24 protein-coding genes and 3 tRNA genes are annotated in these 26,247 nt (G+C 56.9%); 16 read left to right on the top strand and 11 right to left on the bottom strand.

Translation table 11 applies throughout. The features are described 5' to 3' along the window. Positions 1–122: 122 nt before the first annotated feature. The 9 genes from F6Y09_RS06465 to F6Y09_RS06425 all read left to right on the top strand — a co-directional run bounded on the left by F6Y09_RS06465 (position 123) and on the right by F6Y09_RS06425 (position 7,862). Positions 123–1,868 carry a tetratricopeptide repeat protein gene (locus tag F6Y09_RS06465; protein ID WP_152206118.1) on the top strand — a complete coding sequence of 582 codons (1,746 nt, stop codon included), beginning with the start codon at positions 123–125 and terminating at the stop codon, positions 1,866–1,868. Beyond that, complete coding sequence (gene lolB, locus F6Y09_RS06460; RefSeq protein WP_152206117.1) at positions 1,868–2,503, top strand: lipoprotein insertase outer membrane protein LolB; 636 nt, start codon at positions 1,868–1,870, stop codon at positions 2,501–2,503. The genes F6Y09_RS06465 and lolB overlap by 1 nt, the downstream gene beginning before the upstream one ends. After that, complete coding sequence (ispE, locus tag F6Y09_RS06455; protein WP_152206116.1) at positions 2,500–3,354, top strand: 4-(cytidine 5'-diphospho)-2-C-methyl-D-erythritol kinase; 855 nt, start codon at positions 2,500–2,502, stop codon at positions 3,352–3,354. The genes lolB and ispE overlap by 4 nt, the downstream gene beginning before the upstream one ends. Positions 3,355–3,375: 21 nt before the next feature. Further along, positions 3,376–3,450 (top strand) — tRNA-Gln (locus F6Y09_RS06450). A gap of 52 nt (positions 3,451–3,502) precedes the next feature. Beyond that, positions 3,503–4,447 carry a ribose-phosphate diphosphokinase gene (locus tag F6Y09_RS06445; protein ID WP_152206516.1) on the top strand — a complete coding sequence of 315 codons (945 nt, stop codon included), beginning with the start codon at positions 3,503–3,505 and terminating at the stop codon, positions 4,445–4,447. A gap of 156 nt (positions 4,448–4,603) precedes the next feature. Next, entirely contained in the window at positions 4,604–5,275 is a 672-nt protein-coding gene (locus F6Y09_RS06440) for a 50S ribosomal protein L25/general stress protein Ctc (RefSeq protein WP_152206115.1), read from the top strand. 21 nt (positions 5,276–5,296) lie between these two features. Beyond that, positions 5,297–5,887, top strand: a complete 591-nt coding sequence (gene pth, locus F6Y09_RS06435; protein WP_152206114.1) for an aminoacyl-tRNA hydrolase — start codon at positions 5,297–5,299, stop codon at positions 5,885–5,887. 88 nt (positions 5,888–5,975) lie between these two features. After that, on the top strand, positions 5,976–7,067 hold the full coding sequence (gene ychF, locus F6Y09_RS06430) for a redox-regulated ATPase YchF (RefSeq protein WP_152206113.1): 1,092 nt from the start codon (positions 5,976–5,978) through the stop codon (positions 7,065–7,067). A 66-nt stretch (positions 7,068–7,133) separates the two neighbouring features. After that, positions 7,134–7,862 (top strand): 4'-phosphopantetheinyl transferase family protein, encoded by a 729-nt coding sequence (locus F6Y09_RS06425; protein ID WP_152206112.1) that lies wholly within the window; start codon positions 7,134–7,136, stop codon positions 7,860–7,862. Positions 7,863–7,865: 3 nt separating this feature from the next. Here F6Y09_RS06425 and F6Y09_RS20095 read toward each other — a convergent pair whose 3' ends face one another. Beyond that, entirely contained in the window at positions 7,866–8,012 is a 147-nt protein-coding gene (locus F6Y09_RS20095; protein WP_179959359.1) for a hypothetical protein, read from the bottom strand. Positions 8,013–8,074: 62 nt separating this feature from the next. Here F6Y09_RS20095 and F6Y09_RS06420 point away from each other — a divergent pair. The 4 genes from F6Y09_RS06420 to F6Y09_RS06405 all read left to right on the top strand — a co-directional run bounded on the left by F6Y09_RS06420 (position 8,075) and on the right by F6Y09_RS06405 (position 13,405). Then, positions 8,075–8,151 (top strand) — tRNA-Met (locus tag F6Y09_RS06420). A gap of 155 nt (positions 8,152–8,306) precedes the next feature. Beyond that, positions 8,307–9,584 carry an O-acetylhomoserine aminocarboxypropyltransferase/cysteine synthase family protein gene (locus tag F6Y09_RS06415; protein ID WP_152206111.1) on the top strand — a complete coding sequence of 426 codons (1,278 nt, stop codon included), beginning with the start codon at positions 8,307–8,309 and terminating at the stop codon, positions 9,582–9,584. Positions 9,585–9,766: 182 nt separating this feature from the next. Next, the gene (lipA, locus tag F6Y09_RS06410) at positions 9,767–10,819 is read left to right on the top strand and encodes a lipoyl synthase (protein WP_152206110.1); all 1,053 of its coding nucleotides are present in this window, start codon (positions 9,767–9,769) and stop codon (positions 10,817–10,819) included. A 60-nt stretch (positions 10,820–10,879) separates the two neighbouring features. After that, the gene (locus tag F6Y09_RS06405) at positions 10,880–13,405 is read left to right on the top strand and encodes an efflux RND transporter permease subunit (protein WP_246180370.1); all 2,526 of its coding nucleotides are present in this window, start codon (positions 10,880–10,882) and stop codon (positions 13,403–13,405) included. 76 nt (positions 13,406–13,481) lie between these two features. Here the strand turns inward: F6Y09_RS06405 and F6Y09_RS06400 are convergent, their stop codons facing one another. Beyond that, positions 13,482–13,925, bottom strand: coding sequence for a Spy/CpxP family protein refolding chaperone (locus F6Y09_RS06400; protein ID WP_152206109.1), 444 nt, complete (start codon positions 13,923–13,925; stop codon positions 13,482–13,484). Between the two features lie 219 nt (positions 13,926–14,144). Here F6Y09_RS06400 and ylqF point away from each other — a divergent pair, with 219 nt between their 5' ends. Next, positions 14,145–15,047 carry a ribosome biogenesis GTPase YlqF gene (gene ylqF, locus F6Y09_RS06395; RefSeq protein ID WP_152206108.1) on the top strand — a complete coding sequence of 301 codons (903 nt, stop codon included), beginning with the start codon at positions 14,145–14,147 and terminating at the stop codon, positions 15,045–15,047. Between the two features lie 116 nt (positions 15,048–15,163). Further along, the gene (fabB, locus tag F6Y09_RS06390; protein ID WP_152206107.1) at positions 15,164–16,372 is read left to right on the top strand and encodes a beta-ketoacyl-ACP synthase I; all 1,209 of its coding nucleotides are present in this window, start codon (positions 15,164–15,166) and stop codon (positions 16,370–16,372) included. Positions 16,373–16,418: 46 nt separating this feature from the next. Here the strand turns inward: fabB and F6Y09_RS06385 are convergent, their stop codons facing one another. The 9 genes from F6Y09_RS06385 to rnr all read right to left on the bottom strand — a co-directional run bounded on the left by F6Y09_RS06385 (position 16,419) and on the right by rnr (position 25,688). After that, a complete protein-coding gene (locus F6Y09_RS06385) occupies positions 16,419–17,294 on the bottom strand; it encodes a sugar nucleotide-binding protein (RefSeq protein WP_152206106.1) in 876 nt (291 codons plus the stop codon). 133 nt (positions 17,295–17,427) lie between these two features. Next, the gene (alr, locus tag F6Y09_RS06380) at positions 17,428–18,501 is read right to left on the bottom strand and encodes an alanine racemase (RefSeq protein ID WP_152206105.1); all 1,074 of its coding nucleotides are present in this window, start codon (positions 18,499–18,501) and stop codon (positions 17,428–17,430) included. Then, positions 18,501–19,898: a replicative DNA helicase gene (dnaB, locus tag F6Y09_RS06375; RefSeq protein ID WP_152206104.1), complete on the bottom strand. Its 1,398-nt coding sequence runs from the start codon at positions 19,896–19,898 to the stop codon at positions 18,501–18,503. The genes alr and dnaB overlap by 1 nt, the downstream gene beginning before the upstream one ends. A gap of 251 nt (positions 19,899–20,149) precedes the next feature. Beyond that, positions 20,150–20,596, bottom strand: a complete 447-nt coding sequence (gene rplI, locus F6Y09_RS06370; RefSeq protein ID WP_152206103.1) for a 50S ribosomal protein L9 — start codon at positions 20,594–20,596, stop codon at positions 20,150–20,152. A gap of 20 nt (positions 20,597–20,616) precedes the next feature. After that, positions 20,617–21,483, bottom strand: a complete 867-nt coding sequence (locus tag F6Y09_RS06365; RefSeq protein WP_152206102.1) for a hypothetical protein — start codon at positions 21,481–21,483, stop codon at positions 20,617–20,619. Positions 21,484–21,512: 29 nt separating this feature from the next. Continuing rightward, entirely contained in the window at positions 21,513–21,743 is a 231-nt protein-coding gene (gene rpsR, locus F6Y09_RS06360) for a 30S ribosomal protein S18 (protein WP_152206101.1), read from the bottom strand. 28 nt (positions 21,744–21,771) lie between these two features. After that, the gene (gene rpsF / locus F6Y09_RS06355; RefSeq protein WP_152206100.1) at positions 21,772–22,212 is read right to left on the bottom strand and encodes a 30S ribosomal protein S6; all 441 of its coding nucleotides are present in this window, start codon (positions 22,210–22,212) and stop codon (positions 21,772–21,774) included. Positions 22,213–22,403: 191 nt separating this feature from the next. Then, a complete protein-coding gene (gene rlmB, locus F6Y09_RS06350) occupies positions 22,404–23,141 on the bottom strand; it encodes a 23S rRNA (guanosine(2251)-2'-O)-methyltransferase RlmB (RefSeq protein ID WP_152206099.1) in 738 nt (245 codons plus the stop codon). A 3-nt stretch (positions 23,142–23,144) separates the two neighbouring features. After that, entirely contained in the window at positions 23,145–25,688 is a 2,544-nt protein-coding gene (gene rnr, locus F6Y09_RS06345; protein WP_152206098.1) for a ribonuclease R, read from the bottom strand. A 259-nt stretch (positions 25,689–25,947) separates the two neighbouring features. Between rnr and F6Y09_RS06340 the strand changes: the two genes are divergently transcribed. Further along, positions 25,948–26,034: transfer RNA gene (locus F6Y09_RS06340), tRNA-Leu, on the top strand. Positions 26,035–26,247: the final 213 nt, after the last annotated feature.

The following is a 26,247-nucleotide window of genomic DNA, read 5'->3' as shown; positions in this document are numbered from 1 at the left end:
ATGAGTGGCCAGAATTCCGGTGATCGACAGATTGGGCAACCTCAAATGCTTATGCCATCATAGAAGCCGGCAAATGAGGTCATTCCGACTCATGCATATCGTAAACAGAGACGGGAAGTCACATGCAAAAATCGGCCTTTCTGCTAGCCACCTGCCTGATCGGGCTTTCCGGCTGCGCTAACCTGATGAATGGTGAAAGTGCATCGCCACCAGAGCCAGAAACAGGCGCGCCCACTGCCAACACCGCAAGCGAAGAAGCAAAGATCAAATACGCGGATTTCGAACCGGATATTCTCTACCTGCTTATGTCAGCAGAAATTGCTGCCCAGCGGGGCCGGTATGACATCACCCTGATGAACTATGTTGAAGCGGCCAAGCAGTCCCAGGATCGGGCAGTTATCGAACGCGCCATGCGCATCTCCCAATCTCTGAACGCGGATAATGCGCAACGCCAGCTGGCGGAGTTATGGCTGGAAACCGACCCCGACAACATTCAGGCCCACAGGGTTGCAGCGATCCAGAGCGTAAAGCGCAATGATCTCGAGAAAGCGCTGTATCACATGGAGCAGATCATGGACCTTGGGGGCGACGCGGACTTTGACAATCTCGCCGCCATGGCAACCGGCCTTCCGCCTGCCAGTCAGCTTGAACTCCTGCGGCTTTACGAGGATCTGGCAGAGCGCCACCCGGATAATCACGAAATTCGTTACAGCATAGCCTTGCTGCTGAAAGTCATCGGTGACAACGAATCCGCCCTCACACAATTGCAGCAATTACTCGAAAGCGAGCCGGAGTTTCAACCTGCGCTGGTCCTCAAGGGTGACTTGCTCTATCAGACCGACCAAAAGCAGCAAGCTCTGGATCACTTGCTCTATAACACCCGCCGCTACCCTGAGAACCGCCAGATGGGCATGCTGTTCGGGCGTATGTTGATCGGCGAGGGGCAACTTCAGGCCGCTCAGGATGAGTTCAAACGGTTGATTGACCAGTTTCCCAATGTGCCGGGCCTTCGGCTTTCCCACGCTCTCGTAGCGCTTGAGAATGGCGAAACCGAGCTTGCCAGGAAAGAACTGACAGGTCTGATAGAACAGGGCCACCATAGCAACGAAGCGCATTATTACCTTGGCCGAATTGCTGATGAAGAGGGCGACATTGAGAGCGCGATCGGCTACTACGACCGCGTCAGGGACAGCAACCATTATCTGGCCGCACTGGCGCGCGCCAGTGCCCTGAGAGCGCAATCCGGTGAGGCGGACAAAGCACTTGCCAACCTCAGAAACCTGCGAGGAACGAATCCCGAGAACGCCGAGAATCTCTGGCTGCTGGAAATCAACCTTTTGCTTGACCTGGAGAACAATGATCAGGCCATGGAGGTTGCCAATGAAGCGCTTGCCGCTTACCCGGAGAGCGTGCGCATTCGCTATGCCCGCGCCATGCTGCATGACAGCAAAGGGCAATTTGATGGGGCGGAACAGGACCTGCGCGCCATTCTCGAGCAGGAACCGGACAACGCGGTTGCCCTGAATGCACTGGGTTATATCCTGACAACGCGCTCCGGGCGATATGACGAGGCGCAAGTATTGATCGAGCGGGCACTTAGCCTTGATCCTGAAAACCCGGCAATTCTCGACAGCATGGGCTGGGTTCTATTCAGACAGGGCGAAACCGCAAAGGCCCTCAATTATTTGCAGGCAGCCTACGAAGCCTTTCCGGACCCGGAAGTTGCTGCTCATCTGGGTGAGGCCCTGTGGCAAAACGGCCAGCAGGACCAGGCCCGGATGATCTGGCGTGAAGGCCTGGAGCAAGACCCGACCGATGAGCTGATTCTGGAAACTCTTGAACGCCTCGGCGTGGAGCAGAGCCAGTAATGGGTTTCAGAGCAACTGCTATCGTTTGCATATCACTTTGGCTGAGCGCTTGCGCAACGACGCCTACGGAACCCCTGCCCGAAGGCCTGACGGAGCAACCCCCAGCCAGCTGGAGCCAGCGCCAGAGCACACTCAACGCTTTCCAGCACTGGCAGCTACAGGGCAAGCTCGCGGTACGGCAGCCTTCAGACAGCGGTACGGCCAACATCAACCGCTGGGTACAGAATAACGAGCGCTACCAGCTCTCGCTGTCGTCAGCGTTCCTCGGCCTGGGCAGAACAGAGCTTGACGGGGTCCCCGGCTTCCTTGAACTGACCCTGCCCGACGGAGAGACCTATCGTTCCAATGATCCCGAGGCCCTGGTTGAAGCAGCCACCGGCTGGCAGTTGCCTATTGGCAGCCTGATGTGGTGGATCAAGGGCCTGCCGGATCCGGCCAGCGACTTTCGGCTGCTGTTCAACAAGGCCGGTGAACTCGCGGTGATCCGCCAACAGGGTTGGGAAATCCGTTTTGAACGCTGGCAATCTTTTATCGACGAGCAACCGTCGCTGCCCGCCAGAATCACGGCATTGAAAGAGGACAAGCGGGTTCGCGTGGTTGTCACCGACTGGCAAAATACACCTGAGCAGCCATGACGTTCACTTTGCCTGCGCCCGCCAAACTGAACCTGTTCCTTCACATTAACGGGCGCCGTGAAGACGGCTACCATGAACTGCAAACGCTGTTTCAGTTTCTGGACTTTGGTGATGAGCTGACCTTTTCACCGAGGCAAGACGGCCAAATCGTACTTGAGCCGGCCCTACCCGATGTGCCTGCGGCAGACAACCTGATCATCCGTGCTGCCCGGTTGCTGAAAGCCAGAGCAAACCGCCCGCTACCCGGCGTCAGCATGACCCTGATCAAGCGGTTGCCGATGGGAGGCGGCCTCGGTGGTGGCAGTTCCGATGCCGCCACTGCCCTGCTCGGGCTGAATCACTTCTGGGCCTTGAACTACTCCCTTGATGAACTGGCCGAACTGGGGCTTGCACTGGGTGCCGATGTACCGGTATTTGTCCGGGGGTCTGCGGCTTTTGGAGAGGGTATCGGGGAAAAGCTGACAGCGGCCCAGCCACCGGAAGACTGGTTTGTGGTGTTGAAACCCCCATGCAACATCAACACAGGACTGATTTTTTCCCAGCAAGGGTTGACAAGGGACACCCCTAGAATCACAATAGCGCCCGCTTTTGAGGGAGACGCCTCGAGGTACCGGAATGACTGCGAGGATGTAGTTTGCAGACTGTATCCAGAGGTTGAGAAGAGCCTGGAATGGCTGTCAAAATTCGGACCTGCAAGATTAACCGGAACCGGGGCTTGCATATTTGGACGTTTCCCAACAGAATCCAAAGCCCAAAAAGTCTGGGCAAGCAAACCTTCCGGCATTACCGGGTTCGTAGCTAAAGGGGTGAACCAATCACCACTGCACCGAAAGCTGACGGAGCTGAGATGATGCCAAGCACAAGCAAGTTATTGGGGTGTCGCCAAGTGGTAAGGCAACGGGTTTTGATCCCGTCATGCGCAGGTTCGAATCCTGCCACCCCAGCCAATTCCCTCCTGAATTCCTTAATATGACTTCTGATACCGAGAAGGATTCCATCGTGTCCAAGCTGATGATTTTCGCGGGCAATGCCCATCCGGAACTGGCTAGAAGCATTGCCCAAAAACTGCACATCCCCATGGGCGAAGCCACTGTTGGCAAGTTCAGCGATGGCGAAACCACAGTTGAAATCAACGAGAATGTTCGCGGCCACGATGTGTTCATCATCCAGCCCACCTGTTATCCGACCAACGATAACCTGATGGAACTGATCGTTATGGCAGATGCCCTTCGCCGCGCTTCCGCCACCCGTATTACTGCGGTAATCCCTTATTATGGCTATGCCCGCCAGGATCGCCGCGTTCGCTCTACCCGCGTTTCCATCAGCGCCAAAGTGGTAGCCGACATGATTACCAGCATCGGCATCGACAGGGTATTGACCGTCGATCTGCACGCCGACCAGATTCAGGGCTTCTTTGATATTCCGGTAGACAACATCTACGCCACACCTGTGCTGCTGGAAGATATTGAAAAACAACGCTTTGAAAACTTTATCGTGGTATCCCCGGACGTAGGTGGCGTAGTCCGCGCACGTGCGGTCGCCAAACGTCTGGACGATGCCGACCTCGCCATTATCGACAAGCGACGCCCGAAAGCCAACGTATCCCAGGTCATGCATATTATCGGGGACGTCCGAGATAAAACCTGCATTCTGGTGGACGACATCGTTGATACCGCCGGCACCTTGTGCAAGGCCGCCAAGGCTCTGAAAGAGCATGGCGCCTCCCGGGTTGTCGCTTATATTACCCACCCGGTACTTTCGGGGCCTGCGGTTGACAACATTAACGCCTCCGAACTGGATGAGCTGGTTGTCTGCGATACCATTCCACTGGGTGACAAAGCTCGGGAATGTGATAGAATCCGCCCCCTCGGAATGGCAGGCCTGCTGGCTGAATCTATTCGTCGCGTCAGCAACGAAGAATCCATCAGCGCTCTGTTTGAGTAAGCACCACCTTCCGAACACATTCAAACCGGGAGCCGCTCAAGGCTCCCGGTTTGCTTAACTCCCCGGAAAGTATAATTTTTATTTCCGGGAACATCAGAAAAACATCTGCAGTGTACTTGGTCGCGAGTCCTGGAGGTGCTTATTGAGGTATGTATCATGGCCCAGGAATTTATCATTGAAGCTTTCTCGCGTGACGTTAAGGGGAGAGGTGCGAGCCGCCGCCTGCGTCGCGAAGAGCGTAAAATCCCGGCAATCGTTTACGGTGGCCAGAAAGACGCCGTATCGATTTCCATTTGGCACAACGAGCTGAAAAAGGCTCTCGAGAACGAAGCTTTCTACTCTCACATCTTGACAGTTGAGCTCGACGGCAAGAAAGAAAGCGTTATCCTCAAGGATCTGCAGCGTCATCCGTACAAGCCGCTGTTGACCCACGCCGACTTCCTGCGCGTTGACAAGGACCACGAGATTCACGTCAACGTTCCGCTGCACTTCATCAACGAAGCAACAGCACCGACTGTCAAGCTTCATGGTGGCGTACCAACGCACCAGATGAACGAAGTGGAAGTCATCTGTTTGCCGCAGAACCTGCCAGAGTATATTGAAGTGGACATGCAGGACATCGAGATGGATCAGGTTATCCACCTGAGCGATCTGCAGTTGCCAAAAGGTGTTCGTGTTGCTGCCCTGATCCAGGGTGAAGACCACGACCTGCCGGTTGTTTCGGTCCACCTGCCACGCGGCACCAAAGCGGACGAAGCTGAAGACGCCGAAGAAGAAGAAGGCGAAGAAGAAGTTAAGCCGAAAGAGAAAGGCAAAGACAAGGAGTAACAACTCCGGGGGTAATGGTTCATGGCGCAGCAAATTGTCATGGTGGTTGGGCTGGGAAACCCCGGCCCCGACTATGAAAATACGCGCCATAACGCCGGAGCCCTGTTTGTTGAAGCTCTGGCCCGCGCAGCGGGTCAGAGCCTTCGTCCAGACCGGAAATATCACGGAAACTACACCAGGGCCCATCTCCACGGCCTGGATCTGCACTTACTGAACCCCTCCACCTTCATGAATCGCAGCGGCATAGCCGTGAAATCCCTGGCGGATTTTTTCAAGATTCAACCTGACCAGATACTGGTTGCCCACGATGATCTCGACCTGTTCCCCGGTACCGCCAAACTCAAGAAAGGCGGCGGCCACGGTGGCCATAACGGCCTCAGGGACATCATTACCCATCTGAGCAGCAACGAATTCCTTCGTCTGAGGCTCGGCATTGGACATCCCGGCGACAGTCGCCAGGTGACCAACTATGTGCTTGGCAGGCTTGGCAAGCAAGAAAGCTCTGAGCTTGAGCTGGTCATTGAAGAAGCAATACGCGTGCTGCCTGACGCCGCAAGCGGCAAACTGCCAGTGGCCATGAACCGCCTTCACAGCTTCAAACCAGCACCCTGACCGGTACGTTAGTCCGCCGGTTGCTCGCACCGTTTATCAGACACCGGTATAATCCGGCCACATTTCCAGTACTACTTAGAGGCACTCCATGGGATTTAATTGCGGCATCGTCGGCCTTCCCAATGTCGGCAAATCCACCCTGTTCAACGCTCTGACCAAAGCGGGCATTGGCGCCGAGAATTTCCCCTTCTGCACCATCGAACCCAATGCCGGAGTGGTTGGCATGCCAGACCCCCGTCTGACGAAACTCGCCGAGATCGTCAAACCCCAGCGGGTGGTGCCAACAACCATGGAGTTTGTGGACATCGCAGGCCTCGTCGCCGGCGCTTCCAAAGGTGAAGGCCTGGGCAACCAGTTTCTCGCCAACATCCGTCAAACCGATGCCATCGCCCATGTGGTGCGGTGCTTCGATGACAGCAACGTAATTCACGTGTCTAACAAAATCGACCCGGCGGCGGACATTGAGGTGATCAATACCGAGCTGGCCCTGGCAGACATGGATACCGTCGAAAAGGCCATCCGGCGGGTTGAACGCGTTGCCAAAAGCGGCGACAAACACGCCAAAGCCCAACTGGAGATTTTCCAGACCTTGCTGCCCGTGTTGAATGAAGGCAAACCCGTTCGCAGTATGGACCTGAGCAGTGATCAGCGTGGCCTGATCCGGGAACTGTGCCTGCTGACCAGCAAACCCACCATGTACATCGCCAATGTTGACGAGAGCGGCTTCGAGAACAACCCCTACCTGGACACCGTCCGGGCCATTGCCGAGGCTGAAAATGCTGTAGTGGTGCCGATCTGCAACAAGCTGGAAGCAGAAATTGCCGAACTGGAAGATGACGAGAAACTGGTCTTCCTGGAAGAGATGGGTATGGATGAGCCAGGACTTGACCGTGTCATCCGTGGCGGCTACAGCCTGCTCGACCTGCAAACCTACTTCACGGCAGGGGTCAAGGAAGTCCGTGCCTGGACCGTCAAGGTTGGCGCTACCGCGCCTCAGGCCGCTGGCGTCATCCATACTGACTTCGAACGTGGCTTTATCCGGGCCGAAGTCGTTGCCTATGATGACTTTGTTAAATACAACGGTGAGGCAGGAGCCAAAGATGCGGGCAAATGGCGGCTGGAAGGCAAGGAATACATCGTCCAGGACGGCGATGTTGTTCACTTCCGCTTTAACGTTTAAACAACCCCTGCAGACGGCACGCGGGAATGGCCTCCCGGACATTCCCGCGTGCCCTGACTTCTGGTTATGACCCGTCTGCCGCTCTGCTGTAGCCCACTGGACGACCACTGGCCCTGGGCGCAAGAACTCGCGGGTACACGGCTGGTTAGCACACGTTATGACCCCCGGGCATTTACGGCCGATGCCTTCCCTGATTGTCAGATACTCCTGCCGCCCGAGCTCACAGATGCGGCTGACAAACGCAAAACGGAATACCTCGCTGGCCGGATTTGCGCCCGAGCAGCGGTAAAATACATTACCGGACACGCCGCAGTACCTGCACTGGGGGCTGACCGAGCACCCAGCTGGCCGACAGGTACGGCCGGCTCAGTCACTCACAGTCATGGCTGGGCCGCTGCCATTGTTGCCCACCGCCACCATTATCTGAGCCTGGGTCTGGATGCGGAAGCCCTGCTGTCAGACAGTCGGGCCACAAAGCTGGCGCAGAAAATCCTCACGAAACCGGAACGCCAACGCTTCCGGTCGGAACTTTCTGCGCGACCAGGTGAGCTGATAACCCTTGCCTTCTCGGTCAAGGAAAGCCTGTTCAAGGCGCTCTACCCGCTGACCCGGAAGCGCTTCTATTTCGAGGACGCAGAACTGCTTGAGTGGACCGAAGGCGGCTACGCAACCGTGCGCCTGCTGACGGATCTTTCCCGGGACTGGCGCGCAGGCCAACAGCTCACCGCCTGGCACCACGAACAGGATGGCCGCCTGTTGAGCCTGGTGCCGGTGGCTGTCGACCAAACCTGCTGATCGTCAGAAATCTCGCTCACCGGTGCCGGCTTCAACCTCGCCAACCAGGACCAGGACCCATTCAATACGGTCCAACTTAACCGGCAACTCCCACTCCAGCTCCGGGTTTGCCGTCATCGCTAGCCATTTCAATACAAAAGGGGTTGACACTTTCCGGCAAAATCCAGAGAATACGCGCCTCGTTCAGAGCCGATGTGGCTCCAGACGGTGTTGGCAAGGTAGCTCAGTTGGTTAGAGCACAGCACTCATAATGCTGGGGTCGGCGGTTCAACTCCGCCCCTTGCTACCAGTATTCGAAAAACCCGGCTCGAAAGAGTCGGGTTTTTTTATGGCTGAAATCCGCTTCAGCCAGGCGTTGCCCTGCCCTTCTGCGATTTTCGGCACCTCTGTGCCATACTCGCTCACTCGTTCACCCCCAACAATAACTGAAAGGGAAGCCACACCATGAAACCGGAGACTCTCGCCCTGCACGCAGGCTTTAATGGCGATCCGACGACCCACGCGGCCGCAGTGCCCATCTATCAGACCACCTCTTACACCTTCGACGACACCCAGCACGGGGCGGATCTGTTTGACCTGAAAGTCCAGGGTAATATTTATACCCGCATCATGAACCCCACCAACGCGGTGCTGGAAGAACGCATGGCGCAACTGGAAGGCGGCGTGGGCGCACTGGCGGTCGCATCTGGCATGGCCGCTATCACCTATGCCCTGCAGACCATCTGCAAGGTAGGCAACAACATTGTCAGCACCAGCCAGCTCTACGGTGGCACCTACAATCTGTTTGCCCACTCGCTGCCGAATCAGGGCATTGCCTGCCGCATGGTGCGCCATGACGATTTCGAGGCGGTGGAGAAGGCGATTGATGACCACACCCGAGCCCTGTTCTGCGAGTCTATCGGCAACCCCGCCGGCAACGTCGTGGACATCCAGCGCTGGGCTGAAATCGCCCACAAGCACGGCATTCCGCTGATCGTGGACAATACGGTTGCCACCCCTTTTCTCTGCCGGCCATTCGAGCACGGGGCCGACATCGTGGTTCACTCGCTCACCAAGTACATTGGCGGGCATGGTACTACGGTGGCGGGGGTTGTGGTGGACTCCGGCACGTTTGACTGGAAAGCCAATGCAACCAGGTTTCCGATGCTGAACGAGCCCGACCCGTCCTATCATGGCGTTGTCTATACCGAGGCCTTGGGCGCCGCTGCGTTTATCGGCCGCTGCCGGGTGGTACCCCTTCGAAATACCGGCGCAGCTCTGGCGCCGTTCAATGCGTTCCTGATTATGCAGGGCCTTGAGACGCTTGCCTTGCGGATGGAACGCCATTGCGAGAATGCCGAGAAGGTCGCAAACTTTCTGCAAAACCACCCATCGGTAGCATGGGTAAACTACGCCGCACTGGCCAACAGCCCCTACAAGGCCACCTGTGACAAGATCTGCGGCGGCAAGGCCTCTGGCATCCTGAGCTTCGGAATCACCGGCGGGCTGGAAGCAGGCGCCCGCTTTATCGATGCCCTGCAGCTCATCTACCGCCTGGTGAATATCGGTGACGCCAAGTCCCTGGCCTGTCATCCGGCGACCACCACCCACCGGCAGCTGAATCCGGAGGAACTGAAAGCCGCTGGCGTGAGTGAGGACCTGGTCCGGCTGTCCATCGGCATCGAGCACGTCGATGACATTATTGCGGACATCACCCAGGCACTGGACGCCGCAACCGCATAGCAAACCCTGAGAGCGCGACGGCAACGAACACCCGGGTTGCCGTCGCCTTTCCCCGCAGATCAGTCCCGTACGACCAATGTCCCCCGGCCTGGACCCGTGTTTTCCCCTATTTGTCTTGTATCAAACCACCGTAATCCTTACCCTTAAGGCCTAATTCTTCGCAATCCAAGAGCCCGGTTGTCATGAGCGACAGCGCAAAACCCCGTATCGCAAGTGGTTCCAAATTCCGCAACGAGCATGGCTTCTCTGCCATCAAGGATGGCATCAAGAGAACTGCCCACGATGACATGCCGTCCGGACCGAAACCCAAGTGGCTGCGTGCCCGTATGCCGGGGGGAGAGCGCTTCGAGGCAGTACGGCAGAACGTGAAGGATCACAAACTCAGCACCGTATGCCAGGAATCTCATTGCCCCAACATCGGCGAATGCTGGAACAACGGTACCGCCACCATCATGGTGATGGGATCCGTCTGCACTCGTGCCTGTCGTTTTTGTGCGGTGGATACCGGTAACCCGAAAGGGTGGCTGGATCACGACGAGCCGGACAATACCGCCAAATCCGTCGAGCTGATGGGGCTTCGCTACATTGTACTGACCTCCGTCGACCGGGATGACCTTGACGATGGCGGGGCGGCCCACTACGCGGCCTGCGTTGCCGCAATCAAACAGCGCACGCCCGAGGTGGCAGTTGAAGCGTTAACACCGGACTTCGATGCGGTTATGGAGCATGTTGAGAAGGTGGTGGATTCCGGCCTGGATGTCTTCGCCCAGAATGTCGAAACCGTCAAGCGCCTGACGAACCGGGTACGTGACCCCCGGGCAGGCTACCAGAAAACTTTGGATGTGCTGGCCCACGCCAAGCAATACCGCCCGGATGTCCTGACCAAGACCAGCCTGATGCTCGGCCTCGGCGAGACCGAAGAAGAAGTTTTTCAGACCATGGATGACCTGCTCGCGATCGGCGTCGACATCCTCACGCTGGGCCAGTACCTGCGCCCGACCCCGAATCACTTACCGGTCGAGCGTTACGTCAGCCCGGAGGAATTCAACCGCTACCGGGAAATCGGCCTCGAGAAAGGCTTCCTCGAAGTGCCATCCGGCCCGATGGTGCGTTCCAGTTACCGGGCGGACCGGGTGTTCGAGAAAAACAATCTCGGACTGGCAGTGCCTGCCATCCCTACTCCGAGCGCCAATCAGACAGCTGTAAACCAGATCCCGGTCAAAGTACTGGATTGAGGCCCATCAGGGCGCGATCTGTGGCAGACTGCATCCTGACCTGAAATCGGATTCCCATGGATGTCTATGAACGCTGCCACGTCGCTGTATAGTCGAATTGTACTTGCCCACCCTGCCCTCATTCTTATTGGATTTGCCCTGATTCTGGTGGTCGCCAGCCTCCGGCTTGACCAGTTCCGGCTCGAGGCTTCAGCAGAATCGCTGGTCCTGGAGAACGACCAGGCTCTTGAGCAATACCGTACCATGACCCAGCGGTTTACCGGCTCCGACGACTTTCTGTTGGTGACCTATCGCCCCGAGGCGGAACTGTTCTCCGACCAGGGTATCGTGACCCTCAGGGCGTTACGGGATGAGCTGGCCGGTCTGGCGGGTGTTGCCTCAACCAACAGCATCCTCAATATTCCGTTGCTTCACAGCCCACAGCTCACGCTGGACACCGTGGATTCCGAAATCCGCACCCTCGATGACAACGACGTACCCATGGATACCGCCCGCGAGGCGCTGCTGAGCAATCCGCTGTATCCCAACCTGCTGATAAGCGAGGACGCCAGAACCACCGCCATCCAGGTCAACCTGCCCACCCCTGAGACCTATTTTGCATTGCTGGAGGAGCGCAATTCGCTCCGTGACAAGGCCCGGGAAGGCGAGCTGTCTGGCTCTGATCAGAAGCGCCTGGACGCGGTAAGCGACGAGTTCACCGCGCTGTCCGAAACCGTCAGCGATCAGCACGCAAAAACCATTGCCGAGGTTCGGGAGGTGCTCGACAAGTATCGGACTGACGCAGAATTGCATCTGGGTGGCGTGCCGATGATCGTTGCGGACATGATCAGTTTCATCAAGAGCGACCTGGCGACCTTCGGCATTGGCGTCCTGCTGTTTCTGATACTGACCCTGGCGGTTATCTTCCGGCAGTGGCGGTGGGTAGCGGTGCCGCTGCTGTGCTGTCTGTTCACGGTCTGGCTGGTGGCGGGCTACCTGAGCTGGATACAACAGCCGGTGACGGTTATATCCTCGAATTTCGTCTTGCTGTTGCTGATCATGACCCTGTCCATGACGATTCACCTGATTGTCCGCTACCGGGAATTCCAGCACGATGCGCCCGAAGCCGACCCCAATGACCACATGCTCAATACCGTGCGCACCATGGCCAACCCCTGTTTTTTCATGGCCATCACCACCATTGTCGCATTCGGATCGCTGACCTTCAGCGGTATCCGGCCGGTTATTGATTTTGGCTGGATGATGATCCTTGGCCTTGCACTGGCCTTTATTATCACCTTCCTGATCTTTCCGGCACTGCTAACCCTGCTGCCGCCAAAGGTCAGCAACCAGCCCGCCGACGAAGGTCGCGCCTTCACCCGACGTTTCGCCACCTTCACCGACCGGTTCGGTGGCACCGTACTGGTTACCAGTGGCTTGCTCGCAGTATTGTCCGTGGTCGGTATTAGCCGTTTGACGGTGGAAAACAGCTTTATCGACTACTTCAAGGAAAACACCGAAATCTATCGCGGCATGGTGACCATCGATAATGAACTCGGGGGCACCTCGCCGCTGGATGTGATTATTACCGATGAGGCGCCTCCGGAATCCGCCAGCGGTGAGGACGCTTTTACCAGCGATTCCTTCACCAACGATGCCTTTGCCAGCGACTGCGATCCTTTCATTGATGACTGTGGCGAGGATGAGGCCTACCGTGATACCTGGTTCACGTACCAGAAAATGCAGCGCCTCGAAGAGGTTCACCGTTACCTGGATGGCTTACCGGAAACCGGCAAGACCCTCTCCATCACCTCCACCCTTGAGTTGCTGGCCCAGGTGAACCAGGGCCAGCCGCTCAACGCGCTGGAGCTGGCGTTTGTGCCCGCCGCCTTGCCGGATGACCTTAAAGAAATTCTGTTGACACCCTACATCTCCGAAAAACACGATCAGGCCCGCTTTTCCATGCGCCTGATTGACTCGTCACCGGATCTGAGGCGCCAGCAATTGCTGGACCAGATTCATCAACACCTGACGGTCGAACTCGGCTTCGAAGAAGACCAGGTTACCTTCACCGGTATGACGGTAATGTACAACAACATGCTGCAAAGCCTGTTCGACTCTCAAATCAAGACCCTTGGTATCGTTTTCCTCGCCATCGGGCTGATGTTCCTGATCCTGTTCCGGTCACTCAAGCTCGCTCTGATCGGCCTTGCACCCAACGTGCTGGCCGCTGGCAGTGTACTGGGACTGATGGGCTGGCTGGGGCTGCCACTGGACCTGATGACCATTACCGTGGCGGCCATTACCGTGGGTATTGCGGTGGACGATACCATTCACTACATCCACCGTTTCAAGGTCGAATTCGCAAAGGACCATGATTACCACAACACCATGCACCGTTGTCACCAGAGTATCGGCCGCGCCATGTTCTATACATCACTGACCATCATCATCGGATTTTCGATACTGGTGCTGTCGAACTTCCTACCGACCATCTACTTCGGCCTACTGACCGGGTTCGCCATGCTGATGGCGCTGCTCGGCGCACTTACCCTGCTGCCCAAGCTGATCGTGTTGATCAAGCCACTCGGACCAGAATCCGCCTGACATCGCCCTGATTAAAAAAAAAGCCGCATCCGGAAACCGGAGCGGCTTTTTTTACTTCAGATTCTCGGGAGTAGACTTACTGCATTTGTTGTTGCATCTGGCGCTGCTGCATTTGCTGCTGCATCTGTTGCATGCGCTGCTGCAGCGTAGCGCGTTGTTCTTCGGTAAAGACCTTGTCCACCTTCGCCTGCATCAGAGTAGACAACGCCGCCATCTCACCGGTCAGATCGCCAAGCTTCTCGGCATCTTCACGGATCTGGTCTTCGTCAAAATCCGGTTTGATCTGCGCTTGCAGCTCTTGTTGGAGTGTCCGGGCTTCAGCCTGGAGCTCACTGATCTCACCCTGCATGTCTTCAAAAATGCTGCGAATTTCTTTTTGCTGGGTCTCATCGAGCCCGACCAGTTCGGCGAGCTGATCTACCTGATCCGGCTGATCACCGGGTGCGGCCTGCTGCGCCAGTGCAGTGGAGCCAAAACCCAATGTAATCAGCATAATTCCGAACATTTTGACAAATTTCATAGTGCTCTCCGACATTCAAGGGTTTGTTTTAACTGTTCAAGGTCATACACCCTAAAACAAAAATCGGTAAATGTTCACCCCGACCCCTCGTTAATTTGTACATACGTCCCACCGTAAAAGCCTATACACCGCTCCACAGGCGGCGCAGGCTTTAGTGTGAAAAATTATTCATTCCCGTCCATAATGACGCCAATTCGACTTATCGACGGAGTTTCACGCATGGCTATCAACTGGTTTCCCGGGCATATGCACAAGGCCCGCAAGGAGATCAAAAAAATAATGCCGCAAATGGACCTCATTATCGAGGTGCTTGATGCCCGCATTCCTTTCAGCAGCGAAAATCCGCTTGTCCCGGCCCTTCGTGGGGACACTCCAGTGATCAAGGTGCTCAACAAAAGGGATCTGGCGGACCCGGCGATCACCCTGCAGTGGCAGCAACATCTGGAGCAGCAGGACAGGCTCCGGGCTATTACCCTGACCCATAACCAGCGCTCCGAAGCCCTTGGTATCCTGAAGGTGGCTCAGGATATGACCAGCCACAAAAATCGTGAGCGCAGTGCCCTGCGGGTAATGATCCTGGGTATCCCCAATGTGGGCAAATCGACCCTGATCAATACGCTTGCCGGTCGCTCAGCCGCCAAAACCGGCAATGAGCCCGCAGTCACCCGGGCCCAACAGGTGATCAAGCTGCCGGACAACATTCTGCTGTATGACACTCCGGGGTTTTTGTGGCCCAAACTGTCGCCAGCAGCCTGCGGCTACCGGCTCGCTGTAACAGGCGCCATTCGCAGCGCTGTGATCGAGTTTGACGATGTCGCGCTGTTTGCTTCCGACTATCTGCTAAAGGCTTACCCGACTGCCCTGATGGAGCGCTATAAGCTTAAGGCCCTGCCGGTCGACGGCCTTGCATTGATGGACGCCATTGCAGTACAGCGTAATTTCTTTTCCCGGGGCGGGGTTCCGGACCTCCATAAAGTCTCGGAAGTCCTGCTCAACGAATTGCGCGCAGGCAAACTCGGGCCGATCAGTCTCGAGACGCCTGATATGGTAGCGGCCGAGGCGGCGGAACTGCTGCAGTCGGAACAGCAGGCGAGTTCCCGCGACAGGGACGCTAAAAGGTAGCCCCCTTCAAAGGTCAAATACCGGTCAGCGCCGAAACCACCTACACTGGTAGCAATACAGGTTTAACGACCGAACCTGCATTGCGCTACCGCGGGCAGGTCGGGACAGGAGGTTTTATGAGACGGGTTGTAATCACAGGCATGGGCATAGTGTCGTGCCTCGGGAATTCTACTGAAGAGGTGCTGAACAGCCTCAGAACCGGGAAATCCGGCATTCGCTTCAACGAAGCCTATCGCGACAAGGGTTTTCGCAGCCAGGTATCGGGCTCGGTGGATGTCGATACCTCCACCATTGACCGCAAACTGAAGCGATTTATGGGGCAGTCAGCGATGTATAGCTATCTGTCGATGCAGCAGGCGGTTGACGCTTCAGGACTGACCGAAGCGATGATCTCCAACGATCGCACCGGCCTGATTGCCGGTTCCGGCGGCGCTTCCTGTGCCAGCCAGGTGGAGGCCATTGACTTGATGCGCAGCAAGGGTGTCAAACGCATCGGCCCCTACATGGTGCCCCGCATCATGACCAGCACGGTGTCCGCCTGTCTCGCCACGGCCTTTAAAATTCGTGGTGTGAACTATTCCATGGCGTCAGCTTGCGCCACCAGCGCGCACTGTATCGGCCACGCCATGGAGCAGATTCAGATGGACAAACAGGACATTGTCTTCGCCGGCGGTGGCGAGGAAGAGGACTGGAGCCTGACCATGCTGTTTGATGCGATGGGCGCTCTGTCTACCAAGTACAATGACGCACCGGAAACTGCCTCCCGACCATTCGACAGTGGCCGTGATGGCTTCGTTATTGCCGGTGGCGGCGGTATGGTGGTAGTCGAGGAACTCGAGCATGCCAAGAAACGCGGTGCCAACATACTCGCTGAGATTGTCGGCTATGGCGCTACGTCCGATGGCTACGACATGGTTGCGCCCTCCGGCGAAGGAGCAAGGCGCTGTATGCGCCAGGCACTCGCCACAGTGAACGCACCCATCGACTACATCAACGCCCATGGCACCAGTACACCTGTGGGCGACGTGGCAGAAATGGGGGCGGTGAAAGAAGTCTTCGGGGAGCACATACCGGCGATTTCATCCACCAAGTCTTTGTCGGGTCACTCACTGGGCGCATCCGGTGCGCATGAGGCTATCTACACACTCCTGATGCTTCAGAACGGTTTCATCAGCGGTACTGCCAACCTGAAGTCCACGGACGCAAAAATTACCGGGATGCCTATTGTCGGGCCGGAAGCCAAAGAGGCCCATCTGGAGACTGTAATGTCCAACAGCTTCGGCTTTGGCGGCACCAATGCTTCACTGGTGTTCAGAAAGCTTTAGACCTGTCTGAGCGTGTTAGCCGCTTTAGCGTGAATAGCTGCGGAACTCAATCCACGGTTTCCCGAATCGGGGAATCGTGGGTGATTTCCATGACTTCAAGTTCGTCCGTCAGGCACGAGCGCCAGGGCCGTTGCTTGATGCCAAACGTATTGCGGATCTTGGTGCAGCCCAGCGTCGCGTTCTCAAGCTCCAATGAGGCCCAGGCGGGCACTTTATCGACTACTCTGACGTCCCCCGGTGTACCAGGCAGCCCTACCAGTGCAAGACCCAGGTCATACTGGGAAACCGCTTCCGCGCCGGCGTACTGATACGTGCCCCAAACATCGGCTCCGCAATCCAGTTGTTGAATAATCGCCACCATCACCCGGGCAAGATCCCGGTAAGACACGGGTTGCCCCTGATGTCGGCTGGAAAGTTCAATGGTTTGGTGGGCAGAGGCACTGCCCTGCACTTTGCGGATAAAGCGCCCAAGACTCCAGCCCGTGCGCAGGATAATGTGACGGGGCACCAGCGTTCGCAATGCCTGCTCACACTCCCACTGCCAGTTACCCAGTTGACTGAAGGGCTGGCCAGGATTGGAGGTGATATAAGCGCTCTGCTTGCGTCCGTCAAATACGTAGCTGCTTGAAAGCTGAAACACCGCCTGGTTGTATTGGCGGGCGTGTTCTGCCAGCGCCGCGGGAATACTGAACGCGGCCTGCCGCGTGGCTTCCGGATCCTGCTCTGCTGCTTCCGGATCCGTCAGCCACAAGGCATTCACGATCAGGTCGGTATCATCCGGCACCCATTGGGCAAGAGCCGAGAGGTCAGCCTTGTCCGGTTCACTGATCAATAGTGGACTGATGTGCAGCGAGGTCTTTTTTAACCGCTCCAACAGAATCTGTCCCAGAGGACCATAATCATGCACTACGACAACATTCACAGGGTGTACACCACTCAATATCAGGATCGGGTTACTGTTCGATTTACTACGTGTACAACTCTATTAGTATCATTAATCTGACAGCCGCGCATACGCATTCGAGCCAATGGCGGCAGGGATTTTGGCACCCCGCCTACTCACTGTATTGCCTGGGAACCCGGGCAGTGACGCCGGTCAACAGCTCGTAGGCAATGGTGCCGGCATGGCGGGCCACCTCATCCACTGCAACATGGGCGCCCCATAGCTCCACTTTGTCACCAATACGGGCATCCGGGGCGTCCGACAGGTCGAGCGCCAGCATGTCCATGGAAACCCGCCCTATCAGGTTCACGCGACGGCCATTAATCCAGGCTGGGGTTCCGGTACCTGCGTGACGGGGATAGCCATCGCCGTAACCCACGGCGACAATACCCATGGGTGTAGGTTTTTCAGCGGTCCAGGTGCCGCCATAACCGACCTGATCGCCCGCCGCGAGCGTTCGTACACTGATCAGTTCGGATTCCAGCGACATAACCGGGCGCAGCCCCAGTTCAGGCCCGGTCTGGCCTATCAATGGCGTGGCCCCATAAAGCATGATACCCGGACGAGTCCATTCATAAAGCGCCTGGCCAGGACGAAAATGAGCCGCGGAATTGCCCACGCTACGCTGAAGGTCCGGATGGGCCTCGGCAAAATTGGCAAACACTTCCGTTTGCGCGGCGGTTTCGGGGCTGGCGAGATCGTCAGCACAGGCAAAATGCGTCATCAGACCGCGAATCAGCCCCTCATCGGGTGCGAGCCGATCCACCACCTCCGCCAGCTCTTGTGGACCAAATCCGAGACGATTCATACCGGTATTCAGCTTCAGCCAGATAACCGGTCGAACCGGTTCTGAGGTTAGCCAGTCTATCTGCACCTTGTTGTGCAATACCGGCTCAAAGCCTTCTTTCAGGCAGATCTTCAGGTCTGCCTGCGCGTGAACACCTTCCAGCAGCACCACCGGATGGGTCAAGCCCTCAGCCCGAATGGCCAGTGCTTCTTCAAGGCAGGCAACCGCATAGCATTCCGTGTCCGTTGCCAGGGCGCGGGCCACCGCCCGGATGCCGTGACCATAGCCATCGGCCTTGACCACTGCCATTGGCCGGGCACTGCCGGCATTGGCAGCGGCCAGGCTAAAATTGAATCGCAGGGCATCCAGGTCAATATGGGCTATGGTGTTCCGGGGCATCAGTAATCTCCACCGTAATCGCCGTGGGCAAGATCCTCAAATTTGGTAAATTTGCCAATAAAGGCAAGACGCACGGTGCCGATAGGTCCATTACGCTGTTTACCGATGATAATTTCTGCAATGCCTTTGTCCTGGGTATCTTCGTTATACACTTCGTCCCGATAGACAAACATGATGATGTCAGCATCCTGCTCAATGGCACCGGACTCTCGCAAGTCCGAGTTGACGGGCCGCTTGTTGGGTCGTTGCTCAAGGCTTCGGTTAAGCTGGGACAGCGCCACTACCGGGCAGTTCAGCTCCTTGGCGAGGCCTTTCAGGGAGCGCGATATCTCGGATATCTCAGCCGTCCGGCCTTCATTGCTTCCCGGCACCCGCATAAGCTGGAGGTAATCCACCATGATCATGGCCAACTTGCCGTTGTTGTCCCGGGCCACCCGTCGCGCCCGGGAACGCATTTCGGTCGGACTCAGGGCCGGAGTGTCATCAATATACAGCGGCTTGTCTTTGAGCAGGCTGACCGCCGAGGTCAGCCGGGGCCAGTCTTCCTCTTCCAGCCGGCCGCTGCGCATCCGGGACTGGTCTATGCGGCCCAGGGACGACAGCATACGCATAACCAGGGCATCCGCAGGCATTTCCATACTGAACACGAGGATTGGCTGGCTGGTACTGATCAGTGCGTTCTCGACCATGTTCATCGCAAAGGTCGTTTTACCCATGGAGGGCCGCCCGGCAACGATGATCAGATCTGACGGCTGCATACCGGAAGTCCAGTCATCGAGATCCTTGAAACCACTGGTGAGACCGGTGATCGTCTCCCCCGACTCGAACAACTCCTCAATCCGGGTCAATGCCTTGGTCAGGATCGGGTTAATGGCCTGGGGGCCCGAGCCCGTTTGCGTGCGCGATTCCGCAATCCGGAAGACATTGCGCTCGGCTTCATCCAGAATTTCATCGCTGGTACGCCCCAACGGATTGAAAGCGGAATCGGAAATGCCCCCCGATACCTCGATCAGCTGACGCAGTACCGAGCGCTCCCGGACAATCTGTGAGTAAGCTTTGATGTTGGTGGCACCCGGCGTCTTTTCCGCCAGTTCCGCCAGATAAGACAAACCACCTGAATCCTCGATATCCCCCGCGCGCTCCAGGAATTCCGCCAGGGTAACCACATCCAGTGGCTCACCCGCACCGGCCAGCCGCTCGGCAGCGCCGAAAATAAGCCGGTGATCCTGTCGATAAAAATCCGACGAGGTGATGATTTCAGAGACTTCATCGAAGCGGCGATTATCCAGCATCAGGCCACCCAGAACCGCCTGCTCCGCCTCAAGCGAATGCGGCGGCACTTTGATTCTGCTGGTTTCATTGTCCATCGATGACGGCTTCAGGTTGGTCGTTGCCATGAAATACTTCTTCAGTGATGTCTGCCGTGCCTGATCGTGCAGCCGGTTTTGGCCGGGACGATCGCGTGAGGATGTAAGCATATCAGAAAGCAACAAGCCCGGAAGCCGCTCTCGCGGTCCGGGCTTGTCAGTGACATCGGAATACGGACTGTCGCCAGTTCGCAAACCGTTGTTCACTCAGTGCGGGTGATAACTCAAGCCGATGAAACCGTGGATTCCAGAGCCACGAGCATCACCGCACGTTTTTCAGTTTACTCGGCAACGACCGACAGCTTGATCTCGACAATAACGTCGGAATGCAGCTGAAGCTCAATGTCGTATTCACCCACGACACGTAGCGGGCCTTCCGGCAGACGCACTTCGCTCTTCTCGACTACCGTGCCACTGGTGCTGACTGCATCAGCAATGTCACGAACACCGATAGAACCGAACAGCTTGCCTTCATCACCAGCTTTGGAGCTGATGGTATAGGATGTGCCTTCAAGTGCTTCAGCGCGTGCCTTGGCAGAGACCATCTTGTCTGCTGCTGCTTTTTCAAGCTCCACACGACGCTCTTCAAACGCCTTCAGGTTGGTCTCTGTTGCCGGTACGGCGATACCGTAAGGCACCAGATAATTACGACCGTAACCGGCCTTGACCTTGACCTTGTCACCCAGAGTACCCAGGTTTGCTACTTTTTCGAGCAGAATAACTTCCATCTCGTTAACCTCTTCATGCTTTATTCGGCCGGTTTCGAGGGCTTCATTCGCCCCCGGATATCCAGCCAGCTATCCACAAATGCCACAACAAGCAACAGCAACAACAGACTCGGCCCGAGCAACAGCATCGCTACGTAGAACATACCCAGCCACTGCTTGCTCAACCCCTTGCGTCCGACAATTCCGTGCACCAGCGCCACCGCCGCAATGATCAGCGGTAAACCGGCAACCCAGGCCACGAGCACCGAGTTCAACCCCAGCACAGGCCCTGCAAACATAGCGACGACACACATCGTCGCCACTGGCCCCGACAACCGCAGCCCATGGAATTCCTTACGGAACCCCCCAGGGTTATATAACCCTGCCTGCCAGCTTCGAGCGACCATGGTGAGCACAACCCCGGCGACCAGAAAGGTGCCGGCCATACTCGCGTTCATGGTCTGCCGGATCACCGGCTCCAGCTGGTCCCCCATTTCCCGGGCGACCTCTGCGTTGTACTGCTGGTAGAACGAAACCCCGGTTTGAACCAGCTGCTCCAACAACCCCGGATACAGGACTGGCAGGAGCAAACCGATAATCAGCGCCAGGGCGCTTCCCGCCAGCAGCGCTTTTTGCCAGGACTGGGAGGTCCTCAGAACAGCGGCCATCAGCGCCACTTCAAGCAGTATCGCCAGAGCGGTAGGGTCGTGCCCGAACCAGCTCCAGCCAAGCGCCGGAAGCAATGCCCAAAGGCCAATACTCAAACCCTGACGGAGCCCCAGTCTCAAAATGACGAGACCGATGACTGCGGCGCCAATCCAGAACAGCAAGGGTACTGCCGTTGTTAAGGCTGCAACCCCGGCCGCCTGCATGGGACCGCGCATTACAAACTGTGCCAATGCACGCATGGTCCCGAATCCTGTTGTTACTTGATTACTTAGTTATCGTGGCCATCCGAGTAAGGCAGCAGTGCCAGGAAGCGAGCGCGTTTGATCGCGGACGACAATTGGCGCTGGTACCGTGCCTTGGTGCCGGTGATACGGCTGGGCACGATTTTGCCAGTTTCAGTAACATAGCCTTTCAGCGTTTCGAGATCTTTGTAATCGATCTCTTTTACGCCTTCCGCAGTGAAGCGGCAAAACTTGCGACGTCTAAAAAAACGAGCCATGAATTAACTCCTCAACTCCGGTGGTGGATTACTCTTCTTCGTCCTGGGTGTCATCTTCCGCCTGGGTGTCATCTTCCGCCTGGCTACGATCGTCAGCTTCCGCCGGACGACGTGGGCGTTCTTCAGGGCCAGAACGACGATCTTCCCGAGACTCGGAGGCCTTCATGGGAGACATCCCGGTATCCGCACCTTCACGACGAATGATCAGATCACGGATGATCGCGTCGTTGAAACGGAAGTTGTGAGTCAGCTCGTCCATCGCCGCCTGTGAACATTCAACGTTCATCAGGACGTAATGAGCCTTGTGGATCTTGTTGATCGGGTAAGCCAGATGACGACGGCCCCAATCTTCAAGGCGATGTACCTGGCCGCCATCTTCACCGATGACACCGGTATAACGCTCGATCATCGCGGGCACTTGCTCGCTCTGATCAGGGTGTACCATAAATACGATTTCGTAGTGACGCATGAGTTCTCCCTACGGATTATGCAGCTTCCCCGGGTGGTGCCCGAACAAAGCAAGGAGGTGGTAAGTGCTCGCTGGCAACTACCGCTTGTTCTGTTTTTATCAACAGGGGCGTCGGATGCAAGAAACGAATTCCAGACAATAAGTCGCCACCCCCAAAAAGGGGGACCCGCATTCTAAGCGTCGCTGAGGGACTATGCAAGCCTTTGGCGCAGGGCTTCGTAGAGACACACTCCTGTCGCAACCGAGACATTGAGACTGTCGACGTGACCCTGCATGGGAATATTGATCAACAGATCACAGTGCTCGCGGGTGAGCCGACGCAGACCCTTGCCCTCGGCCCCCATGACAAGCGCCACCGGGCCGGTGAAGTCAGCCTGGTACAGCGTTGCCGTCGTCTCCCCTGCCGTGCCGATCAGCCAGACACCCTCCTCCTGGAGTGAACGCAGGAAGCGGGCGAGGTTCGTCACCCGCACCAGCGGCACCGTTTCAGCGGCACCGCTGGCGACCTTACGGGCGGTAGGCGTGAGGGCAGCAGACTTGTCCTTCGGCACAATCACCGCCTGCACACCAACGGCATCGGCGGTGCGCAAGCAAGCCCCCAGATTATGGGGATCCGTAACACCATCCAGCACCAGCAAAAACGGCGGCTTATCGCCCGTCGATAATTGCGCCATCAGGTCAGCCTCGGTCCACTCCCTGCTTTCACCAACCTGGGCCACAACACCCTGGTGGACACCGGCAACTCTGGCATCAAGTTCCCGTCGGTGAACAACCTGCCACGGCACCCCGAGCTCATCCAGGGCTTCGGTGATTTGCTGAACCCTGCGATCCTGGCGCCCGGTTTGAATCCAGACTTGCTGGAGGCGGTTGGATTCCCGCTTCAGAACCGCTTCTACTGCATGCCAGCCAAAGACAAATTCATCAGCCACAGGTTACTTCCCGGCTTTCGGTGCTTTTGAGCCAGCACCGGATCTTCTGGACCGCCCGCCGGATTTGGGCTTCGCGCCGGGCGCTGACTTGCCGCCACCGTCTGAAGCTCCTTTCGCGGCTTCCTGGGTAAGACGCTCCTTCGCAGATGCAGGCTTGCCGCCTCGGCCACCGGTTTTTTTGGCTCCGGACCGCTCTCCGCGAGCGCCGGACTTACCGCGGCTATCACCACCTCGGCTGTTGTCCTTTTTGGGACCACGGTCCTTTACCTTCAGCGCATCCCGATCCGCCTGTCGGCGTTGGGGCTCGCTCACCAGTTCCAGATCAATCTTGCGATCCTCCAGGGCAACCCGAACAACCTTCACGCGAACCTTATCGCCCAACCGGAAGCTCACCGCCGTCCGCTCACCAATCAGGCGGTGCTTGCCTGAATCGTGATGGAAGTAATCCCCGCTGAGGGTGGAAACATGGACCAGGCCTTCTATATAGACGCCACTGAGTTCGACAAAGAAACCGAAAGGCACCACGGCAGCAATAACACCGTCGTATTCCTCACCCACTTGCTCTTTGAGGTACTCACACTTGAGCCAGGCTTCGACATCACGGGTGGCATCATCGGCACGGCGCTCTGCCATAGAGCAGTGCTCACCAAACTTCACCATGCCGGCGAGATCGTAAGGATATTTACCCAGTTCCGGATCAGTCTTGTCAGGCCGAACAACGGTATCGGTCTTCTTCCGACCGTGAATGATCGACTTGATACCGCGATGCACAATCAGGTCCGGGTAACGACGTATGGGGGAGGTAAAATGTGCGTAACTGCCGAAGCCGAGGCCAAAGTGGCCACTCTCTTCCGGACTGTAAACCGCCTGACTGAGAGACCGCAGCATCACGGTCTGGATCACATTGGCATCCGGCCGCTCCTTGATGCTCGACAGCAGCTTCTGGTAATCGGCAGACGTCGGTTTTTCCCCGCCGCTCAACTGCAGGCCAAGCTCACTGAGGAATAATCGAAGCGCACTGAGCCGTTCCGCTGCGGGGCCATCGTGAACCCGGTACAACGAGGGAATCTTGTGCTTTTTCAGGAACCGCGCGGTCGCGACGTTGGCGCACAGCATGCATTCTTCGACAATCTTGTGGGCATCGTTGCGATACACCGGAACGATTTCTTCAATCTTGCGGGTGGCATCGAAGATGATCTGGGTTTCCGTGGTTTCAAAATCAATGGCACCACGCTCGGTACGGGCCTTACGGAACACTTTATAGGCGTCGTAAAGCACTTCCAGATGCGGCACTACGTTAGCGTATTGTTCCCGAAGCTTCTGCCCTGGCTCGGATTCCGGACGCTCCAGCATGTCACTGACCTTGTTGTAGGTCAGCCGGGCATGACTGAGCATGACAGCCTGATAAAAGGTGTAGCTGCTGATACGACCAGCGGAACTGATGGTCATGTCCGCCACCACGCACAGGCGGTCAGTGCCGGGGTTCAGCGAGCACAGGCCATTGGACAGTTTTTCCGGCAGCATGGGTACCACGTGATCCGGGAAATACACCGAGGTAGCGCGATTGATGGCTTCTTCATCCAGCGGAGTGCCCGGCCGGACATAATGAGACACATCGGCAATGGCGACTACCAGCCGGAATCCCCCCCGGGGGCGACGCTCGCAGAAAATGGCGTCATCAAAATCTCTGGCGGTCTCGCCATCTATCGTCACCAACGGCATGGAACGCAGATCCACCCGATTGGCCTTGTCGGCCTCGGTCACCTCTTCCGGAATGGCAGCTGCCTGCTCACCGGCCGCTGGTGGCCAGCTGTGGGGAATATCGTAGGAACGTATCGCCACGTCGATTTCCATGCCTGGCGCCATATGGTCACCCAGTACTTCGACGATCTTTCCGGTTGGCTTCGTACGCGCAGTTGGTTGGCGCACAATATCCACCACCACGTACTGGCCATGATAGGCCTCGCCACACTGATCTTCCGGTATCAGGACTTCATGGTTGATGCGGGCATTTTCCGGCACCACAAACGAGATACCACTCTCCCTGAACAGGCGCCCGACGGTTTGCTGGGTACGGTGTTCGAGGACTTCTACAATGACCCCTTCCCGACGACCACGATCGTCGGTGCTGTCGACCCGGGCGGCTACCCTGTCACCGTGGAATACCAGCTTCATCTGGCGGGCGCTCAGAAACAGGTCCGAGCCTTCGCCATCGGGAATCAGAAACCCGAAGCCGTCCCGATGCCCGACGACACGGCCAGTCACCAGATCCGCTTCATCAATGGGAAGGTAGGCGCCGCGGCGATTACAGATCGCCTGGCCATCCCGGCACATGGCGATCAGGCGCCGGCGCAGAGCTTCTATACTCTCAGGGGTATTCTGCCCCAATTCTTCACACAAGGTTTCATGAGTGGCGGGAGCTCCGCGCTCTCGCAGGTGCTCAAGAATGAACTCGCGGCTTTGAATCGGGTTATCGTAATTCTGGGCCTCGCGCTTGGCGTGGGGATCTTGATCTGCCTTTGTTTGCTTCTTTTTTCTGAAAAACATTCCGTCTTATGCCTTTATGCCGCAAGGCACGTGAGTGTGCGGGCGGCGTTATGGATGTAGTCGGAGTATAACGTCCCGAGTACGAAGGTACCTAACAAGGTGGCACAATCACCTACTAAAAAAACGTTTGACAGCGATTTTCCGAATGATTAAAGTACGCGCCACTGGTTGAGGCGCTTGCCTTAACCGACTGCAGAAACTTCAGAATATCAGTGATCTGATACAGGTCATCGAAACACATGAAGACTGTTAGTCACCTGCCGAGGTGGCGAAATTGGTAGACGCGCTAGCTTCAGGTGCTAGTAGGGGCAACCCTGTGGAGGTTCAAGTCCTCTCCTCGGCACCATCACTTTCCCCAAGTGATGTCGAAACAAGCAGTTAAAAGCTCGAAAACACAGATGACAGGGTTAGAAAGCCCTGACCCAGCTGTTACACGCATTGTTGTTTCACCCACACCAAGCCTCAAGCATTCGCACTGTTCTGCCCTGCCCGCTCACCCCAAATCAACGGTCCATGCTTTTCTGACGCCGATCATCAATCGTGACTCGATTTTATGTCC

Source organism: Marinobacter changyiensis, assembly GCF_009193265.1.
Lineage (GTDB): Bacteria > Pseudomonadota > Gammaproteobacteria > Pseudomonadales > Oleiphilaceae > Marinobacter > Marinobacter changyiensis.
The sequence above is the reverse complement of the archived record's forward strand: the minus strand, read 5'-3'. Positions and strand labels throughout refer to the sequence as shown.